At 72.4% G+C, this 18,061-nt stretch carries 20 protein-coding genes; 16 read left to right on the top strand and 4 right to left on the bottom strand.

The window, feature by feature from the left end; all coding sequences use genetic code 11:
- Positions 1-67: 67 nt before the first annotated feature.
- Positions 68-1,348: an MFS transporter gene (locus WMF42_RS20395; RefSeq protein ID WP_437693675.1), complete on the top strand. Its 1,281-nt coding sequence runs from the start codon at positions 68-70 to the stop codon at positions 1,346-1,348.
- Between the two features lie 70 nt (positions 1,349-1,418).
- Here the strand turns inward: WMF42_RS20395 and WMF42_RS20390 are convergent, their stop codons facing one another.
- Positions 1,419-2,906, bottom strand: coding sequence for a UxaA family hydrolase (locus tag WMF42_RS20390; RefSeq protein ID WP_437693673.1), 1,488 nt, complete (start codon positions 2,904-2,906; stop codon positions 1,419-1,421).
- 414 nt (positions 2,907-3,320) lie between these two features.
- On the opposite strand from WMF42_RS20390, the gene WMF42_RS20385 reads away from it, so the two are divergent.
- A complete protein-coding gene (locus WMF42_RS20385; protein WP_061606352.1) occupies positions 3,321-3,752 on the top strand; it encodes a carboxymuconolactone decarboxylase family protein in 432 nt (143 codons plus the stop codon).
- A 160-nt stretch (positions 3,753-3,912) separates the two neighbouring features.
- Here WMF42_RS20385 and WMF42_RS20380 read toward each other — a convergent pair whose 3' ends face one another.
- Positions 3,913-4,743 (bottom strand): helix-turn-helix domain-containing protein, encoded by an 831-nt coding sequence (locus tag WMF42_RS20380; protein ID WP_437693671.1) that lies wholly within the window; start codon positions 4,741-4,743, stop codon positions 3,913-3,915.
- A 159-nt stretch (positions 4,744-4,902) separates the two neighbouring features.
- Between WMF42_RS20380 and WMF42_RS20375 the strand changes: the two genes are divergently transcribed.
- Together WMF42_RS20375 and WMF42_RS20370 are read left to right on the top strand one after the other, a co-directional pair.
- Complete coding sequence (locus WMF42_RS20375; protein ID WP_437693669.1) at positions 4,903-5,775, top strand: NAD(P)-dependent oxidoreductase; 873 nt, start codon at positions 4,903-4,905, stop codon at positions 5,773-5,775.
- Between the two features lie 72 nt (positions 5,776-5,847).
- The gene (locus tag WMF42_RS20370) at positions 5,848-6,351 is read left to right on the top strand and encodes an SDR family oxidoreductase (protein ID WP_437693667.1); all 504 of its coding nucleotides are present in this window, start codon (positions 5,848-5,850) and stop codon (positions 6,349-6,351) included.
- A gap of 22 nt (positions 6,352-6,373) precedes the next feature.
- On the opposite strand, the gene WMF42_RS20365 is transcribed toward WMF42_RS20370, so the two are convergent.
- Positions 6,374-6,988 carry a hypothetical protein gene (locus WMF42_RS20365; RefSeq protein WP_437693665.1) on the bottom strand — a complete coding sequence of 205 codons (615 nt, stop codon included), beginning with the start codon at positions 6,986-6,988 and terminating at the stop codon, positions 6,374-6,376.
- A 107-nt stretch (positions 6,989-7,095) separates the two neighbouring features.
- Between WMF42_RS20365 and WMF42_RS20360 the strand changes: the two genes are divergently transcribed.
- Positions 7,096-7,947 (top strand): hypothetical protein, encoded by an 852-nt coding sequence (locus tag WMF42_RS20360; RefSeq protein ID WP_437693663.1) that lies wholly within the window; start codon positions 7,096-7,098, stop codon positions 7,945-7,947.
- Here the strand turns inward: WMF42_RS20360 and WMF42_RS20355 are convergent.
- A complete protein-coding gene (locus WMF42_RS20355) occupies positions 7,895-8,296 on the bottom strand; it encodes a PEGA domain-containing protein (protein ID WP_437693661.1) in 402 nt (133 codons plus the stop codon). The genes WMF42_RS20360 and WMF42_RS20355 overlap by 53 nt on opposite strands.
- A 132-nt stretch (positions 8,297-8,428) precedes the next feature.
- Here WMF42_RS20355 and WMF42_RS20350 point away from each other — a divergent pair, with 132 nt between their 5' ends.
- Genes WMF42_RS20350 through WMF42_RS20300 form a run of 11 tightly spaced genes read left to right on the top strand, consistent with a single transcriptional unit; the run spans position 8,429 to position 18,042 of the window.
- Entirely contained in the window at positions 8,429-9,994 is a 1,566-nt protein-coding gene (locus WMF42_RS20350) for a radical SAM protein (RefSeq protein ID WP_061606356.1), read from the top strand.
- Complete coding sequence (locus WMF42_RS20345) at positions 9,991-11,493, top strand: radical SAM protein (protein ID WP_061606357.1); 1,503 nt, start codon at positions 9,991-9,993, stop codon at positions 11,491-11,493. The genes WMF42_RS20350 and WMF42_RS20345 overlap by 4 nt, the downstream gene beginning before the upstream one ends.
- The gene (locus WMF42_RS20340; protein ID WP_434048374.1) at positions 11,490-12,233 is read left to right on the top strand and encodes an SDR family NAD(P)-dependent oxidoreductase; all 744 of its coding nucleotides are present in this window, start codon (positions 11,490-11,492) and stop codon (positions 12,231-12,233) included. Before WMF42_RS20345 ends, WMF42_RS20340 begins: the two co-directional genes overlap by 4 nt.
- Entirely contained in the window at positions 12,233-12,997 is a 765-nt protein-coding gene (locus WMF42_RS20335) for an SDR family NAD(P)-dependent oxidoreductase (protein WP_437693658.1), read from the top strand. Before WMF42_RS20340 ends, WMF42_RS20335 begins: the two co-directional genes overlap by 1 nt.
- Entirely contained in the window at positions 12,997-13,599 is a 603-nt protein-coding gene (locus tag WMF42_RS20330) for a hypothetical protein (protein WP_155798099.1), read from the top strand. The genes WMF42_RS20335 and WMF42_RS20330 overlap by 1 nt, the downstream gene beginning before the upstream one ends.
- A complete protein-coding gene (locus WMF42_RS20325) occupies positions 13,599-14,075 on the top strand; it encodes a 3-hydroxyacyl-ACP dehydratase FabZ family protein (RefSeq protein ID WP_061606361.1) in 477 nt (158 codons plus the stop codon). The genes WMF42_RS20330 and WMF42_RS20325 overlap by 1 nt, the downstream gene beginning before the upstream one ends.
- Positions 14,072-14,962 carry a beta-ketoacyl synthase N-terminal-like domain-containing protein gene (locus WMF42_RS20320; protein ID WP_437693655.1) on the top strand — a complete coding sequence of 297 codons (891 nt, stop codon included), beginning with the start codon at positions 14,072-14,074 and terminating at the stop codon, positions 14,960-14,962. The genes WMF42_RS20325 and WMF42_RS20320 overlap by 4 nt, the downstream gene beginning before the upstream one ends.
- On the top strand, positions 14,959-16,212 hold the full coding sequence (locus WMF42_RS20315) for a beta-ketoacyl-[acyl-carrier-protein] synthase family protein (protein WP_437693653.1): 1,254 nt from the start codon (positions 14,959-14,961) through the stop codon (positions 16,210-16,212). Before WMF42_RS20320 ends, WMF42_RS20315 begins: the two co-directional genes overlap by 4 nt.
- Complete coding sequence (locus WMF42_RS20310; RefSeq protein WP_437693651.1) at positions 16,209-16,967, top strand: SDR family NAD(P)-dependent oxidoreductase; 759 nt, start codon at positions 16,209-16,211, stop codon at positions 16,965-16,967. Before WMF42_RS20315 ends, WMF42_RS20310 begins: the two co-directional genes overlap by 4 nt.
- Positions 16,964-17,593: a nitroreductase family protein gene (locus WMF42_RS20305; RefSeq protein ID WP_061606364.1), complete on the top strand. Its 630-nt coding sequence runs from the start codon at positions 16,964-16,966 to the stop codon at positions 17,591-17,593. Before WMF42_RS20310 ends, WMF42_RS20305 begins: the two co-directional genes overlap by 4 nt.
- Positions 17,590-18,042: a phosphopantetheine-binding protein gene (locus tag WMF42_RS20300; protein ID WP_155798101.1), complete on the top strand. Its 453-nt coding sequence runs from the start codon at positions 17,590-17,592 to the stop codon at positions 18,040-18,042. Before WMF42_RS20305 ends, WMF42_RS20300 begins: the two co-directional genes overlap by 4 nt.
- Positions 18,043-18,061 lie beyond the last annotated feature (19 nt).

Here is an 18,061-nt window from a genome sequence, read left to right as displayed (position 1 = left end):
GCTCGGCGGGGACCGCGCGAGAGCTGTCGATTGCACGAACAGATACGCTATCCAAGGAGACATGTAGATGAGAAAGATGCGTTGGGTCGTGCTTTTGCTGTGCTTTCTCGCCGTCGCCCTCAACTACATCGATCGCGCCAATCTGGCGGTCGCGGCGCCCGAGATAGAGAAGTCGCTCGGCATCGGCCCTGCGCAGATGGGCCTCATCATGAGCGGCTTCTTCTGGACCTACGCGCTCATGCAGATGCCGTTCGGCTGGTTCATCGACCGCGTCGGGGGGCGCATCGCGCTGCCGGTCGCCGTCGGCTGGTGGTCGCTCTTCACCGTGGCGACGGCCGGCGCCTCGAGCGTCGCGTCCATGTTCGGCTGCCGATTGCTGCTCGGCGCGGGCGAGGCCGGCGCCTACCCGGCCTGCGCCAAGCTCGTGAGCCAGTGGTTCAAGCCGCGCGAGCGCGCGCTCGCGACGGGCATCTTCGATAGCGGCGCGCGCGTCGGCTCGGCGCTGTCGATCCCCCTCGTGGCCCTCATCGTCGATACGTTCGGATGGCGGGCGGCGTTCATCATCACGGGCTTGCTCGGCGCGGTGTGGATCCTCGGCTGGGTCGTCATCTACCGCAGCCCCTCCCACGGCGACATGACGGGCGAGGTCGACGTCGTCCACGCACCGCCCGCCAGGGACGCGGAGGGCGACGTGACGTGGGCGTCGCTCTTCCGCCATCGCACGCTCTGGGGCATGATGCTCGGCTTCTTCTGCCTCAACTTCACCAACTACTTCTTCATCACGTGGTTCCCGAGCTACCTCGTGCAGACGCGCGGCTTCTCGCTCAGGTCGCTCGGCACGCTCGGCATGGTCCCCGCGCTGATGGCGATCCCGGGCGGCTGGATCGGCGGCTTCGTCTCCGATTCGCTCTATCGTCGCGGCTGGAGCCTCACCGCCGCACGCAAGACATGCATGGTCGGCGGCATGCTTGTGTCGTCGGTGATCACGTTGTCGTCACTGACGTCCAACGTGACCCTGATGCTCATCCTCTTCGGCATCTCGTACTCGAGCCTCGCGTTCGCCGGCGCCAGCGTCTGGTCCCTTCCTGGCGACGTCGCGCCCACGCCGCGCCACGTGGCGTCGATCGGCGGCATCCAGAACTTCGCGTCGAACCTGGCCGGCATCGTCATCACGACGTTCACCGGCGTGATGGTCTCGGTGACCAAGGGCTCGTTCACGATCCCGCTCGTCGTGGCGGGCGGCTTCTGCCTGCTCGGCGCGTTCAGCTACCTCTTCCTCGTCGGCAAGATCGAGCCGCTCCGGATCGAGCCGGTCCGGATCGAGCCCGCCCGCCGCGAGGTGTCCTAGCGGTCCCTGGCGGGCCGCTCGACGTGCGGCGGAGCGAGGCCGAGCGCGGCCCCCGGGAGGCGCTCCAGGCTCAGAGGGTGACGCCGCGCTTCCAGAGCGCGATCTCGCGCTCGTCGTTCTCCTCGGCGCGGGTCGGGCGGCCCGAGGCGGTGGCCAGCACCAGGTCCATCAGGGCGTCGGCTGTCGCGTCCATGGATTCGCCCGTGGCGACGCGGCCGGCGTCGAAGTCGATCCAGCGCTTCTTGCGCTGGGCGAGGCCCGAGTTGGTGGCGAGCTTGAGGGTCGGCACGGGGAAGCCAAGCGGCGTGCCCCGGCCGGTGGTGAAGAGGATCACCGTCGCGCCGGAGGCGGCGAGCGCCGTGGACGAGACAGCGTCGTTGCCGGGGGCCTCCAGCAGCGCCACGCCCGGCTTGCCGCGGATCTGCCCGCCGTAGCGGACCACCTCGGTCACCGGGGCGCGGCCGGCCTTCTGCACAGCGCCCAGGGACTTCTCCTCCAGGGTTGTGATGCCGCCAGCGATGTTGCCGGGCGAGGGGTTCTCCGACACCGGCTCGCCGTGGGCGATGAAGTAGCCCTTGAAGTCGTTCACCACGCCGACGACGTCCGCATAGACAGCCTCGCTCTCGGCGCGGGCCATGAGGAGGCGCTCGGCGCCGAAGATCTCCGGGATCTCGGTCAGGATGGCCGAACCGCCGGCGGCGCAGACCTTGTCAGCGATGCGGCCCACGAGCGGGTTGGCGGTCAGCCCCGAGAAGCCGTCCGAGCCGCCGCACTTGAGGCCGATCACCAGGTCCGAGGCGGGGCAGGGCTCGCGGCGGTCCCGCTCGGCGATCCTGACCAGCTCTTCGACGGCCTGCAGGCCCGCCTCGATCTCATCCTCGGCCGTCTGGGCGGTGAAGGACCGCAGGCGCTCGCGATCGAGGTGCGGGGCGCTCTCGAGGAGCAGGCCGAGCTGGTTGTTCTCGCAGCCAAGACCGATGATCAGCGCGCCGCCCGCGTTCGGGTGGCCGGCCAGGGCCGCTGTCATCCGGCGGGTGGCCTCGAGGTCGCCGCCGAGCTGGGAGCAGCCGAAGGGGTGGGTGAGCGCGTAGACCCCGTCCACCCGGCCCTTGAAGCGCCTGTCCGCCTCGGCGGCCACCTTCTGGGCCGTGCGCGAGACGCAGCCCACCGTCGACAGGATCCAGATCTCGTTGCGGGTGCCCACCCGCCCGTTCTTCCGCCGGTACCCCATGAAGGTGCTGTCTTCGGTGGCGGAGAGGGGCTCCGGGGTCGTGGGCTCGTAGGCGTAGGTGTCGAGGCCGGAGAGCGCGGTGGCCAGGTTGTGCGTGTGCACGTGGTCGCCCGGCTGGATGTCCACCGTCGCCCGCCCGATCGGCCAACCGTACTTCCGCACCGGCTCGCCGGCGGCCACCGCGCGCAGCGCCACCTTGTGTCCGGCCGGGATCTCGACACGGGCGGTGATCGCCTCGGCCACCGGATCTCCGGTGGCCAGGCCTCGCACGGCGACGGCCACATCGTCTCGTGGATCGATCCGCAACAGGGAGGCTGCCAGGGTCATCTCACCCAGGGTAACCTGTGTGGCATTGGCGCGGCAAGCCTGCGAGGTGCCTCAAGTACCAGAGTCCATCACGGGGCCACACACACCGAGGTGACCATGGCCCTCCTTCAGGCCGCTTCGACTTGCCCGGGCACGGCGCGGGGAGATGGTGTTTCGAGAGGCCGTGGGGCCTCCCTCCGCGGAGGCCCTCGCCCGCGCACGGAAGGCGCTCCGGCGGCGGAGGGGTCGCTTTCGTGGCGCGCCGGGCTCCCCAGCCGACGCGCTTCGCGGCGAGCTCTCCATGGCTCGGTGCAAAATTCATATGAGGGCAGAATTTGGCTTGGCGAGCGCGCGCGTCGGCCAGGCGTCACAGACGGGAAGGCTGGATCGTCATCAGGGGGAAGGGCCGAACGGCCCATGACAAGGAGAATCACGATGAGCGAGCAATCCGCCGTGAAGTATGAGCAGGAGATCCCGGACGTGCTGCAGGCGCTGGCCGGCGTGCACAAGGTGGTGGACGGCTACGGCCTCGACAGGAAGCTCATCCACCTGGTGCAGCTCCGCGCGTCGCAGATCAACCAGTGCGCGTTCTGCGTGAAGATGCACACGAGGGAGGCGCGGCAGGACGGCGAGACGAACGACCGGCTCGACCGGGTGGTCGTCTGGGAGCACGTCCGCGATTTCAGCGAGCGCGAGCGGGCCGCGCTCGCCTGGACCGAGGCCCTGACAGTCCTCGACCGGCGGACCGACTACGCGGCGCTCCGCGCGCGGCTCAGGGAACACTTCTCCGACCGGGAGATCGGCGCGCTGACCGCCGCCGTGGCGATGATCAACCTGTGGAACCGCATCCAGGTGTCGGGGCACTGAGAGGGATCCCGGCGACGACGCCCCCGCGTTCGAGGCCGCGAGGCCGATGCTCATCGGCCTGGCCTACCGCCTCCTCGGCCCGCGCGCGGAGGCCGAGCAAGCGGCGGCCCGCCTGGGCGAGGAAGGCGCTGGCGCGCGCGACGGGCGCGGTGAAGCGCGATCAGCGGGCGGTCGAGCGGCCGGCCAGCGCGGTCGGGGTCACGCCGAGGACGCGGCGCATGCACCGCGCCATGTGGCTCTGGTGCGCGAACCCCGCCTCGATCGCCACCTGGCTTGCCGGCAGGTCGCCGCGCAAGAGCAGCGCCTTGGCGCGCTCGACCCGGCGCTGGACGACGTACTCGTGCACCGGCAGGCCTGTCGATCGCTTGAACAGGGTCTTGAGGTGGGACGCGCTGATCTCGGCGACGCCGGCGAGCCGCTCCAGGGACAGGCGCTGATCGAGGTGCTCCTCGATGTACGCCGTCACGCGCCGTAGCTGCTGCCTCGACAGCCCGCGCGGCGACCGGCTCGGCGCCGGGGCGCGGCCGAGCAGGTGCACGGCGAGCGCCAGGCCCAGGCTCTCCGTGTAGAGAAGCCCGCTCGGGTATCCGGCCACGCGCTCGGCGTCGAGCGCCCAGGCGATGTGCTCGACCTGCGGATCCCTGAGCTGGTGGCGCAGATCGAGGCCGGCCGTGTCGGGGTTGCGCCCCATGTCCTCGGCCGCGCGGCGCAGGAGGGAAGGGGACAGGCGCAGGAGGAGCGACGTCCCCGCGTCGTACTCCTCCCAGACGTCCGAGTACCCGGCGGGGAGGACGTCGATGTCGCCGCGCGTGTAGAGGAACCGGTGCGCACCGCACCACCCGCGGACCGGCGACCCGGCGTGGACCTTGAGAAGGTGGTCGTCCGCGGCCTCGATCGAGACAACGCCGGCCGGGGTCGTGCGGACCTCCAGGCGCATCCCGAGGCGGGGCCTGGGCGCGCCCGCGGCTTGCTCCTGCGTGGGGGCTCGCATCACCCCCCGAGTATCCAACGGCGCCGCGCCGCGCGCCACGGGCGTCCGAACGTGCTCTGCGCGCGTCCGAACGTGCGCGACGGCGCCGCGCGCGGGCCGCACCCATGGCGAGCCAACGCGCCCACCCGCGATCGCGGGGGCGCCAACGGAGGACATCGTATGCGTGACGTCTCGATCATCGGTCTGGGTCCCATGGGTATCGCGCTCGCGCGGGCGCTGCTCCAGCGCGGCGCGCGCGTCACCGTCTGGAACCGGACGAGAGAGAAGGCCGAGCCGCTCGCGGCGGAGGGCGCGGCGGCGGCGGCGAGCGTGGCGGAGGCGGCGCAGGCGAGCCCTGTCGCCGTGGTCTGCGTCGCCGACTACCCGGCGACGCACCGCCTGCTGGAGCCGCGCGAGGTCGCCGCCGCCCTCGCGGGCAAGGTGCTCGTCCAGCTCAGCACGGGCACCCCGCAGGACGCCCGGAGCGGGGAGGCGTGGGCGAAGGAGCGGGGCGTCGACTACCTCGATGGCGCGATCCTGGCTGTCCCGAGCCAGATGGGGAAGCCCGAGAGCACCATCCTCGTCTCGGGCTCGACCACGGCCTACCGCACGAGCAAGCCGCTCCTCGAGAAGATGGCCGGCGCCGTGCCTTACCTCGGTCAGAACGTGGGCGCGGCGTCGGCCCTGGACCTCGCGTTCCTCTCGCACCTGTTCATGGGCCTTCTGGGCTTCTATCACGGCGCTCGCATCTGCGAGGAGGAGGGCCTGCGCGTGGCCGACCTCGGTTCGATGCTGGCCGACGTCGCTCCGGCCATCGGCGCGATGATCAAGCACGACGCCAACGTGATCCAGGGCGGAGCCTACTATGGCTCGGAGAGCTCGCTGGACACCTGCGCGCGAGGCGTCGAGATCATCGCGCGGCAGGCGCGGGAAGCGAGGATCGACGGCGCGATTCCGGCGTTCGCCGCGGGGCTCTTCGAGAAGGGCGTGGCCGCGGGCCTCGGCGACGAGTCTCCGGCCGCGCTCATCAAGGTGCTGCGTAAAGGGGTCTGATTCGTCGGGTTCTTCAGGTTCTTTTGAACCGTCAGGTTCATTGGATTCGCCTCATCGCTGAAAGGGCATGTCATGAAGAGCTACGCAGGGAAGAAGGCAGTCGTCACCGGCGGGACCCACGGCATGGGGCTCGCCACGGTCAAGGCGCTCCTCGACGGGGGCGCCGAGGTGCTGCTCACCGGCCGGAACGAGCGGAACCGCGAGGCGGCGCGGCGCGAGCTCGGCCGCGGGGCGCACGTCGTGCGCTCCGACGCGGGGAGCCTCGCGGACATCGACGCGCTCCGCGCGTTCGCGCAGGGCTTCGCGGCCGAGCTCCTGCCGCGGCGCATCCGCGTGAACGCGGTGAGCCCCGGCTTCATCAAGACGCCGACCATGGGCGTCGCGGGCGCCTCCGCGGACGTCCTGGCCGCCTTCGAGCAGGAGGGCCGCGAGGTCACCCCGATGAAGCGCATCGGGACGCCCGAGGAGGTGGCCCGCGCGGCGCTGTTCCTGGCCTTCGACGCGACCTTCACGACGGGCGTCGAGCTGCCCGTCGACGGCGGCCTGGGTCAGGGCATCACCGTGCCCCACGCGTGACGATCCGCGCGCGGCCCAGGGCTCAATTGACGCACGACAGGACGGCGTGGCCGGCGCTGTCCGTCTCGCACGAGGTCTGCGGGCACGGGGTGTCGATGCCCTCGACGCACGCGCACGTGTCGTTGCCGTCGCACGAGGCGGGGAGCTGCATGCAGACGAAGCGCACGAGACCCGGCTGGGTGGTCGCATGGTCGATGCGCTCGCAGAACTCGGTCCCCGTCTGGCAGAACGTGTACCCGCACGCGAACGTGCCCTCCGGCGGCGTACAGGCCCCGTTCGCCGAGATGTCGACGCGCCGGAGCTCGGGGCAGTCCTGGCGCTCGACCTGGCCATCGCAGGCGCAGACAAGCGCCGGCACGTAGCCGCATTCGAGGGGGAGCCCGGTGCAGGTGCCCGAGGCCTGGCCCTGCCCGCACCCGTGATCGGCGAAACGGCAGAACGCGCCGGCGTCGCAGTCGTCGCTTGTCTCGCAGGCCACGGCGGCACCGCCGCCGCTCCCGCCGCCGCCGCTGTTCGTCTCGTCCCCCCCGCCGCCAGCGCCCGTGCTGTCGACGCTTCCCGAACAGCCGGCGAGGCCAAAGGCTGCTCCGGCGAGGACGAGGAGGAGAAGCGTCGATCGAGAAGAGAGGATGGTCATGAGCCGCAACAAGCAGCTACTGTGCCGTTGTCGTATGTTTCGTATTCATTCGGTTTTCTTTCGATGAGCCAACCCTGTGTGTCACGCCGGATGGCGCAGGTAGGCGCATGCACGCGGCGGCGCGCTCGACCGACGCCCGGGACCGCGTGCTGCTGAAGCTCGCGCTCGTGGGCGCGGCCGTGCTCGCGTCGTCGCTGGCGGCGCGCCGCTTCGGCCACGCGGTGGGCGGCACGCTCGCCGGGATGCCGATGATCGCGGGCTCGATCACGGGCTTCGTGCTGCTGCAGGAGCCGCCGGCGCAGGTGAGCGCGATCGCGCTCGCGACGCTGGCGTGCCTGCCGGCCACGATCGCCCACGGGCTCTGCTTCGCCTGGTGCGCGACGCGCTTCCGCTGGGGCGCGGCGCTGCTCGCGGCCAACGCGGCGTTCCTGTCGCTCGGGGCGGCGCTGCTCGCGCTGCGGCTCCCCGCGCCGGCGGTCTGCGCCGCGGCGCTCGTGTCGCCCGTCCTGGGCGCGCTGGCCATGCCGCGCCTGCCGCTGGCCGCGGCCGCGGTGACCATCCCGCGCGTCGAGCTCGCGTGCCGCGTCGTCGCCGCGATGGCCATGGCCTGGCTCATCCTGCGCACCGCCGGCGTCGCGCCGGCCGGCCTCAGCGGCCTGCTGCTCGCCGTCCCGATCGCCGGCAACATCCTGCCGAGCTTCACCCTGCCCCGGTACGGCGCGGCCGCGACAGCGGCGCTGCTCGCGGGCTTCGCGCGCGGCCTGCTCGGCTTCGCCGCGTTCTTCGTCGCCCTGCGCGTCGGGCTCGGGCGGCTGTCCCCCGCGGCCGCCTACGGCCTCGCGTGGGCTGTCGCGCTGCTCGCGGCGCTGGCGCTGCGCACGACAGGCGACGCCGCGGGGGCCGGCGCTACTTCTTCTCCTCGGGCTTCTCGCCTCTGGCGTCGCCGGCGTTCTCCCTGAGGGAGGGCGGCGGGTCCGACTGGACCGTCTTCGCGTCGCCGGGCTCGAGCGTCACCATCATCGTGCGGTTGCCGCGCTCCGGATCCACGAAGGTGACCTCGTGCGTGCCGGGCGCGACCTTGCGCCCCGAGATCGGCGTCGTCCCGATCGGCTTGCCGTCGAGCAGGATCTCGGTGGGCTGCGCCGAGACGACATCGAGCATCGGCGCGTCGTCCAGCGGCGGCTCGGGCTCGGGCTCGGGCGTGGTGACGACAGGCGGCGGCGTGGGCTCGACCGGCTGCGGCGGGCTCGAGGACCCGCCGCAGCCGGCGAGCGCGATGACGAGGAGGGGAGCGGCGATACGGAGCATGCGGCGGAGGCTAGACACGAAACCACGCGCGGGGGAATGGCCCCGCGACGCCGCGCGAGCGCGGCGCGCGCGCGGCGTCGCGGGGAGGCCGAGCGTTGCGTTGCCCGACCAGCCCAGGTACTTCTGGTCGCCATGTCGACCGTGGTGACCTGCGGAACGGGGACGGCGAGCCAGCGACAGCCGACGGAGCACGTCTACTACTCGTCGACGAAGAGCCTCTGCAAGACGTGCAAGCAGGCCGTCGACGCCAAGATCCAGTTTTCTGGTGGGGCCGTATATTTCGACAAGTTCTGTCGAGATCACGGCCACCAGCGCGTGCTCGTCGCCTCGAGCGTGGAGTGGTACCTCGACGCGCTCTCGTTCATCGCGCCGCACACGCCGCCGCGCGGCGAGATCCACGCGGTGCGGAGCGGCTGTCCGTTCGACTGCGGCCCGTGCGCCTCGCACCAGCAGAAGGTGTACATGCCGGTCGTCCCGATCACGTCGGCGTGCAACCTCGATTGCCCCATCTGCTACACGGTCAACAAGAACGAGGGGGCGCACCAGCTCAGCGAGCGCGAGTTCGCGGCGATCCTCGGCCACCTGCGCGCCCAGAACGACGAGCTCGACATCATCAACTTCACGGGCGGCGAGCCCACGATGCACCCGGAGCTCCCGAAGCTGCTCCGGATGGCGTCCGAGGCGGGCATCCGGCGACTCACCGTCTCGACCAACGGGCTCAAGCTGCGGAGCGAGGCCTACGTCCGCGAGCTCGCCGCCGTGGACGCGCGCATCGTGCTGTCGCTCGACACCTTCGACCCCGAGGTCGACCAGCGGATGCTCGGGGCCAACACCGTGCGCGCCAAGCTCGAGGCGCTCGAGCTCTTGGAGAAGCACGACGTCACGACGACGCTCCTGCCCGCCATCGCCGCCGGCCTGAACGACAAGGACCTCGGCAAGCTCTTCGACCTGATGATGCGAAAGCCGAACATCGTGTCGCTCGAGCTGCACACGCTCACGTTCACGGGGCAGGGGGGCGCGGGGTTCGACCGCACGGCGCGCATCACAACGCCCGATCTCCACCGGCTCCTCGAGGAGCACACAGGCGGCGCGATCGCGGCGCGCGACTTCGTCCCTTCGCCGCTCGCCCACCCGCACTGCTACTCGATCTGCTACCTGCTCGCGCTCGACGGCGGCGGGGTCGTCCCGTTCGCGCGCTTCATGGGCCGGGAGAAGCTCTTCGAGCTGCTCGGCGACTCGCTCTACATCCAGCCCCGCGAGCCCGTGGAAGAGGCGCTCCGGACCGCCATGGACGAGCTCTGGGCCGACCCGGACAGGCTGCCCGAGAGCGAGGCGCTGCTCCGGACGCTGAAGCGCCTGCTCCGGGAGATGTTCCCCCCGGGCAAGCCGCTGCCCATGGCGCAGCGGCAGAAGATCGCCGAGCGGGCGACCAAGGCGATCTACATCCACTCTCACATGGACGAGGAGAGCTTCGACGTCGCCCGCGTCATGAAGTGCAGTATCGGCGTCCCCGAGGTCGACGGCAGCAACATCCCGACCTGCTCGTACAACGTGCTTTACCGCGAGAACGACGCGCGCTTCGCCGATCCGGACATGCTCGAGCGCATGGGCCGGACCGAGCCGCACCCGCTCCTCGCGCCGGCGCCCGCGCCGCCGGCGAACCGTCGCTCCCTCCCGATCCTCAAGGTGCCGTCATGACAACCAGGCTCCCGCTTGTCGATCGCAAGTTCACGTTCACCCCGAACGCGAAGGACCGCGAGGTCTTTCACTCCTTCTCGCGGGGGCTGTGCCCCCAGTGCAAGAAGGCCGTCGACGGCGTGAGGATCCTCCGCGACGGCAAGGTGTACCTGCGCAAGCAGTGCCCGGCGCACGGGCAGAGCGAGGCGCTGATCTCCGGCGACGCCGACTGGTTCCTGAGGTCGCTCACGTACGTGAAGGAGGGATCCCGGCCGCTCGAGTACGCGACCCCCGTCGAGCGCGGCTGTCCGGACGACTGCGGCCTTTGCCCGGATCACGAGCAGCACTCGTGCCTGCCGATCATCGAGATCACGAACCATTGCAACCTCGAGTGCCCGATCTGCATCGTGCAGAACCGGCACAACTACAACATGACGCGCGAGGAGTTCGGGCGCGTGCTCGACGGCATCGTGGCGAAGGAGGGGACGCTCGAGACGATCAACCTCTCCGGCGGCGAGCCGACGCTCCACCCGCAGTTCCTGGAGCTGCTCGACATGGCGCGCGCGCGGACCGAGATCGCGCGCGTCTCGATCTCGACGAACGGGCTCCGCTGCGCGAGCGACTACGCCTTCTGCGAGGAGCTCGCCCGGCGCAAGGTGTACGTCAGCCTGCAGCTCGACGCGCTCAGCAACCCGGCGCTCCGGGTGCTGCGCGGGGCAGGGGACCAGGCCGCCGCGCGGGAGAAGGCGCTCGCCAACCTGAAGCGGGCCGGCGTGCGCACGACCCTCGTCTCGACAGTGGCCCGCGGCGTGAACGACGACCGCATCGGCGAGTGCCTCCGGCTGCTCTACGACAACGATTTCATCCTGTCGCTCACGTTCCAGCCGGCGGCGTACACAGGGTACGGCGGCGCCCACTTCGCGCCGCACGACCCGCTGAACGTGATGACGATCCCCGATGTCGTCCGCGCGGCCGAGGAGCAGACAGGGCTCCTGAAGAAGAGCGATTTCCTGCCGCTGCCGTGCTCGCACCCGAGCTGCTTCGCGCTCACCTACCTGCTCAAGGTCGACGGCGAGTTCATCCCGTTCCCCAGGTTCCTCGAGCTCGACAGGTACCTCGAGCTCCTGTCGAACCGCGGCACCATCCGCCCCGACGAGGAGTTCGAGGGCGCGCTGCGCGACGCCATCGACCAGATGTGGACGAGCTCGGGCCAGGTCCCCGACTGCGACAGGATCCTGAAGGTCCTGCGCCGGGCGATCTTCCTCATGTACCCGGAGGAGCGCGCCCTCGCGCTCGAGGAGCGGCTGCACATCGGCGAGGGGCTCGTGAAGACAGTGTTCATCCACGCCTTCATGGACGTGCACAACTTCGAGGTCGACCGCATCAAGAAGTGCTGCACCCACTACGCGCTCCCCGACGGGCGGCTCATGCCCGGCTGCGCGTACAACAACCTCTACCGCGACAGGGACCCGCGGTACGCCGGACCCATCGGCGAGCCGCAGATCTGGGGCAAGACGTGACAGGCCTGCTCGCCGGCAAGCGCGCGATCGTCACCGGCGGCGGGCGCGGGCTCGGGCGGGAGATCTGCGCGACGTTCGCGCGGCACGGCGCCCGGGTGGCGTTCACGTACGCGAAGAGCGAGGAGGGCGCCCGGCGCCTCTGCGAGGAGATCGCGGCCGGCGGCGCGGAGGCGCGCGCGTTCCGGGCGAGCGTGCTCGACGCGGACGCGACGCGCGCGATGGTGCGCGCCGTCGAGGAGGCGTGGGGCGGGGTCGACGTGCTTGTCAACAACGCCGGCGTGTCGCAGAACCTGCCGATGGCGCTGCTCGAGGAGCAGGACTTCGATCACGTCGTCGACCTGAACCTCAAGGGCGCGTACCTGACAGCGCGCGAGGCGCTGCGGTCGATGATCCGGAAGAAGCGCGGCGTGGTGCTGAACATCGGGTCGCTCGCCGGCGTGAGGATGATCGACGCGCCGATCCACTACTGCGCGAGCAAGGCCGGGCTCAAGGGGATGACCGAGGCGATGGCCAAGGAGGTCGCGCGCCACGGCGTCCGCGTGCTGTGCGTCGCGCCCGGGCTGCTCGAGGACGGCGTGGGCCGCAACCTGCCCGAGCACCGCCTCGCCGATTACCTGAAGCACTGCGCGCTCGGCCGCGTCGGCACCTTCCGCGAGGTGGCCGAGCTCGCGGCGTTCCTCGTTTCCGATCGCAACGGCTACATGACGGGCGCCACCGTGGTGGTGGACGGGGGCGTGTGATGGCCGGCGCGACGCCGGCGCCGGCGGAGAGGGCGGAGGGGCCGCGCCGCTGCGTCGTCTTCGGCGGCTCGGGCACTGTCGGCCGCGCGCTCGTCGCCGAGCTCGCGCGGGCGGGGGCGCGCGTGGGGTTCACGTACAGGCAAGGGCGCGAAATTGCTGAGGATTTGCTGCGCGCGTTCCCGGGGACGACGGCGCTCCAGGTCGACCTCGGCGACCCGCGCGCGGCGGCGGAGGCGGCGGACGCGCTCGCGCGGCGGCTCGGGGGCGTGGACGCGTTCGCGCACTGCGCGGTGCGCGCGTCGTCGGTCGAGCCGCCGGCGTTCGACGCGATCGAGGACGTCACGTTCGAGGGGTTCGCCGACGTCTTCGCCGTCAACGTGACGAGCGCCTTCGCGGCCGCGCGGGGCCTGCTCCCGCACTTCGACGGCGGCGGGAACATCGTCCTTTTCGGCTCGGTCGACGGCATCAAGCCGGTGCCTTCGCCGGTGCCCTACGCCGCGTCGAAGGCGGCGCTGTCCGGCCTCACGCTCAGCCTCGCGAAGTCGCTCGGGAAGCGCGGGATCCGCGTGAACCTCGTCGCGCCCGGCGTGCTCGAGGCGGGCGCCTCGCGCATGCTGCCGGACGACCTGCGCGCGGAGTACCTCAAGCACTGCGGGCTCCGCCGCCTCGGCAAGGTCGAGGAGGTCGCGGCGCTCGCCGCGTGGCTCGCGCTCGAGAACACCTACGTCACCGGCCAGACGGTGATGGTCGACGGGGGGCTCTGATGGCGGCGGCGCCCTCGTCGTCCTCGTCGCGCCTGCGGGTGATGGGCGGCCTCGCCGCGATGGCGTTCGTCGTCCACGGCGGCAACCACGTGCGGCGGGGCTCGCCGTACGACCTGCTCTGGATGTGCAACGTCGCGCCGATCCTGCTCGCGGCCGGCTGCTTCTTCGCGAAGCCGGACCTCGCGGCGATCGCGGCGCTGTGGCTCGCGTTCGGGACGCCGATGTGGCTCCTCGACATCGCGACGGGGAGCGGGATCATCCTGACCAGCTTCCTGCCGCACGTGCTCTGCCCGGTCGTCGCCGTGCTCGCGGTGCGGGAGATGGGGCTCGCGCGGCGCGCCTGGCTCAAGGCGACGGCGGCGCTGCTCGCCCTCGTGGGGCTGACGCGCGCGCTCACGCCCCCCGGGCCGAACGTGAACCTCTCGCACCGCGTCTGGGCGGGCTGGGAGGCGGCGTTCCCACGGTACGATCGGTACTTCGCGCTCGTCGCTGCCGCGGCGGCGCTCACGTTCTTCGTCCTCGATCGCGCGCTCGCGGCGTGGCTCGGGCGCTCGCGCCCTGGCGCCGCGGACGGCATGACCCCCGGGGCCAGCACCACCTGATGCGTTACATCCTCCTCGACCGGATCACCGCCGTCGAACCTGGCCGCAGCGCGCGCGGGCTGAAGGCGGTGACCCTGACCGACGAGGTCCTGCACGACCACTTCCCCGACTACCCGATCTACCCCGGGGCGCTGCTCGTCGAGGCGGCGGCGCAGCTCGCCGGCTTCCTCGTCGAGGTGACGGAGAACAGGCCGTCGGCGGCGCCGCGCCGGGCGCTCCTCGCGCAGATCGACAGGGCGAAGTTCTACCGGCCCGCGCAGCCGGGGGACAGCGTCGAGCTCTTCGCCGAGCTGGCGCAGTCGCTGGACGCCGCGGCCAAGCTCTCGGTCGGCGCGGACGTGCGCGGGGAGAAGTGCATGCGGGCGACGCTCACCTTCGTGCTGAGGGCTGTCGACTCGGAGCGGGTGCACGCGCAGCGCCGCTACCTCTACGCGCTGTGGACGCGCGAGCTCCCGGACAAGGTGTGGCTGCCATGACGCTCGTGACAGGCCTCGCGTCCGTCGTGCTGTCGCCCGGCGAGCCGTGCGATCCGTCGCCGTTCCTGCGCGAGAAGAAGAGCAAGAAGTACCTCGGGCTCCAGGACGCGCTCGCTGTTGTGAGCGCCGGGCGGGCGCTCGCGGCGGCGGGGCTCGCCGCGTCGCCGCCGGGCGAGCGCACCGGGCTCTACCTCGCTGTCGGCTACATCCCGTTCCTGGAGCGCGACATCGCGCCCGTGCTCGCGGGCTCGCTCGACGAGCGCGGGGACTTCAGCCCGGCGCGCTTCGGCGCCGAGGGGTACACGCGCGCGCACCCGCTGCTCGCGTTCCGCTGCCTGCCCAACATGCCCGCCTACCACGTCGCCGCGAACTTCGGGATCGAGGGGCCGTACGCCGTGCTGTACCCGAGCGCGGGGCAGCTCTACGTCGCGCTCGAGGAGGCGGCGCTGGCGCTGGATCGCGGGGAGGTCGACGTGGCGCTCGTCGTCGGGGTGGCGCACCAGCGCAACTACCTCGTGGAGCACCACATGCGGCGCATCGACGACCCGGTGCCGGCGGACCGGCTGCTCGACGCGTCGGCCACGGTCGTCCTGGAGCGCGCGGACCACGCGGCGCGGCGGGGCGCGCGGGCCCTCGGCGAGCTCGCGTCGGTCGACGTCGCGTACGCGCCGTTCGATCCGCTCGCCCGCGCGCCCGCGAAGCGCGAGACGGTCGCGGTCGCGGGCGCGTGGGCCGCGCCGGTCGAGGGCGGCGCGGAGCTCGGGCCGGCGTCGCCGCTCGTCGCGCTCGCGCGCGCGTGGGAGGGCGGCGCCGTCGAGGTCGTGCACCGCCTCGAGGGGCGCGACGGGATCACCGCGGAGAGCCGCTGGATCCGGAGGGCGTCGTGACGGCGCGCCACGCCGTTGTCGTGACCGGGATGGGCGTCGTGTCGCCGCTCGGCGATCGCGTGGACGCGTTCGCGGACGCGCTCCTCGCCGGGAGGAGCGGGATCGGCCCTATCACCCTGTTCGACGCGTCCACCCTGCCCACGCGCATCGCCGGGCAGGCCCCGCTGCCGGCCGAGGTGCCGCTCGGCGACCGCAAGGTCGCGTTCGCGCTCGCGGCGGCGAGGAGCGCCCTCGAGGCGTCCGGGCTCGCGCCCGGCGCCGGCGCGGACGGCCGCCCGCCGCCGGCCGACGCGGGGGTGAGCCTGGGCGTGGGGCTCGAGCTCTTCAACATGGATCACCTCGCGATGGCCCGGCGCCCGGGCTTCGCGCTGCCCGAGGGCCTCGCCGCGCGGCTCGGCTTCCTGCAGACGCCCTCGGAGGTGTGCGTCCACGCGCTCGGCCATCGCTTCGGCCTCGCCGCGCCGCCGCTCGTGCACGTGTCGGCCTGCGCCGCGGGCACCGACGCCATCGGCGCGGCGTACCGGCTCATCGCCGCGGGCCGCCGCCGCTTCATGCTCGCGGGCGGCACCGACTCGATGATCAACCCCCTCGGCGTCGCCGGCTTCTGCGCGCTGCAGGCGACGAGCCTCCGCAACGACAGGCCCGAGACAGCGTCGCGGCCGTTCGACAGGACGCGGGACGGGTTCGTGATGGGCGAGGGGGCGGCCGTCCTCGTCCTGGAGCGGCTCGACGACGCGAGGGCGCGCGGCGCGCGCATCCTCGCCGAGGTCGCGGGGTACGGGAGCAGCTTCGACGCGTACAAGATCAGCGATCCGCACCCCGAGGGGCGCGGCGCCTTCCTGGCCATGGCGCGCGCGCTCGCCGACGCGGGGATCGGCCCGGACGATGTCGACGCGATCAACGCCCACGGGACGGGCACGCCGAAGAACGACCCCGCCGAGACGCTCGCGCTGAAGCGGCTGCTCGGGGAGCGCGCGCGCGGCGTCCCGGTCTCCGCGACGAAGTCGATGATCGGCCACCTGATCTCGGCGTCCGGCGCGGTCGAGGCGGTGGCCGCGATCGCGTGCATGCTGCGCGGCGCTGTGCACCCGACGATCAACCTCCACGAGCCGGACCCGGAGTGCGACCTCGACTACGTGCCGAACGAGGCGCGCGCGCACAGCCAGCGCCACGTGCTCTCGAGCTCGTACGGGTTCGGCGGGCACAACGCGGCGATCGTCCTGCGCCACCCGGAGGCGATCCGGCCGTGAGCCTCCTGCTCGAGGGCAAGCGCGTGGTGGTGACGGGCGCGAGCCGCGGCCTCGGCCGGGCCATCGCGCTGGCGTGCGCGCGGGAGGGCGCGGCCGGCGTCGGGATCGGCTACCGCGAGCGGGCGGCCGAGGCAGCGGAGGTCGCGCGCGCTGTCGAGGCGGCGCGCGGGGGGCGCGCGCTCGCCCTGGGGTTCGACGTCGCGGACGCGGCGGCGGCGGCGGAGGCGATCGAGCGGTTCGAGGCCGAGATCGGGCCGATCGACGGCTGGGTCAACGGCGCCGGGGCGGTCGCGCCGGGGCTGCTCGTGGCGAGCGACGTGGCGCAGCTCCGGGCGCAGATCGAGACGAACCTGCTCGGCCCGCTCCTGTGCGCGCGCGCGGTGCTGCCGCTCATGATGCGGCGCAGGCGGGGCGTCGTGCTCAACGTGAGCTCCGTCGCGGCGGTCCGCCCCGCGCGAGGTCAAGCCGCCTACGCGGCCGCGAAGGGCGGGATCGAGGCGCTCACGCGCGCGCTCGCTGTCGAGTACGCGCGGAAGGGCGTCCGCGTCGTCTGCCTGCGGCCCGGGCCGATCGACACGGACATGCTGGGCGGGACGCGCGCGCTCGCCGGCGAGGAGATCGTCGCCCGCGTGCCGCAGCAGCGGATCGCCGCGCCGGACGAGGTCGCCGGCTACGCGGCGTTCCTGCTGAGCGACAGGGCCGCGTACGTCACCGGCGCGGTGGCGTCGGTGGACGGGGGCTACGCTGTCGGATGACGCTCGAGGAGCTCCTGCGATCCCGCCGCAGCGTGCGGAGCTTCCTCCCGGAGCCGCCGCCGGACGCCGTGATCGAGCGGCTGATCGAGCTCGCCGTCACGGCGCCGTCGGCGAGCAACAAGCAGCCGTGGCGCTTCGTCGTCGTGAAGCGCCCGGAGGCGATCGCGGCGATGGCGGGCGCCGTGCGCGAGGCGGTGGCCACCGTGGCGGAGCACGTGGCGGCGGACGGGCGGGCGGGCTTCGTGGCGTACGGCGACTACTTCACGCGGTTCGAGGGCGCGCCTGTCGTGATCGCGCCGATCTTCCGCGGGCACACGGTCCTGTCGGGGCTCGTCGCGCCCTCGCTGCCGGCGGAGCTCCACGAGGCGATCGCCGCGATGGAGCGCGACTCGGGCCTTGTCGGCGCGTCGCTCGCGCTGATGAGCCTGCTGCTCGCGGCGCACGGCGCGGGGCTCGGCGCGTCGGCGATGACGGGGCCGCTGCTCGCGGCGGGGCGGCTGAAGGAGATCCTCGGCGTGCCCGCGAGCTGGGGTATCGTCGCGCTCGTGGCGGTCGGGTACGCGGCCGGCGAGCCGGCGCCGACCGATCGCAAGGCCGGGAGCAAGGTCACGAGGTGGATCCGATGACGGACGCGGGCGCAGCGAGCGTGGACATCCCTCCGCATGTGATTGACACGGTGAAGCGCTGCATCGTGGAGAGCCTCGCCGTGGAGGCCGAGGCGGTCGAGCTCGGGAGCCGGCTCACCGACGATCTAGGCGCCGACTCGCTCGACTTCGTGGACATCGTGTTCATGGTCGATCACGAGCTCCAGATCCGCGCGCGAGAGAGCGAGTTCAACTTCATCACCCGGCTCGATTTCTCGTCGCCCGAGGTGATGAAGGAGGGGTTCCTCACCGAGCCGGTGGTGACCCGGCTGGAGACGTGGCTCCCGGCGCTCGCGGCGGTGGAGGACAAGACGCGGGTGACGCCGCGGCAGCTCTTCTCGCTGATCACGGTCGAGGCGATCTGCATCGTGGCCGCGCGCCGGCTGGCGGCGCCCGCGGGCGGCGCGGGATCGACGGCGGCGCCGGGATAGCCGGATCTCCTGCGAGGGC

Source organism: Sorangium sp. So ce176 (genome assembly GCF_051519835.1).
Classification (GTDB): Bacteria; Myxococcota_A; Polyangia; order Polyangiales; family Polyangiaceae; genus Sorangium; species Sorangium cellulosum_G.
This window is presented reverse-complemented; position numbering and strand designations above follow the sequence as displayed.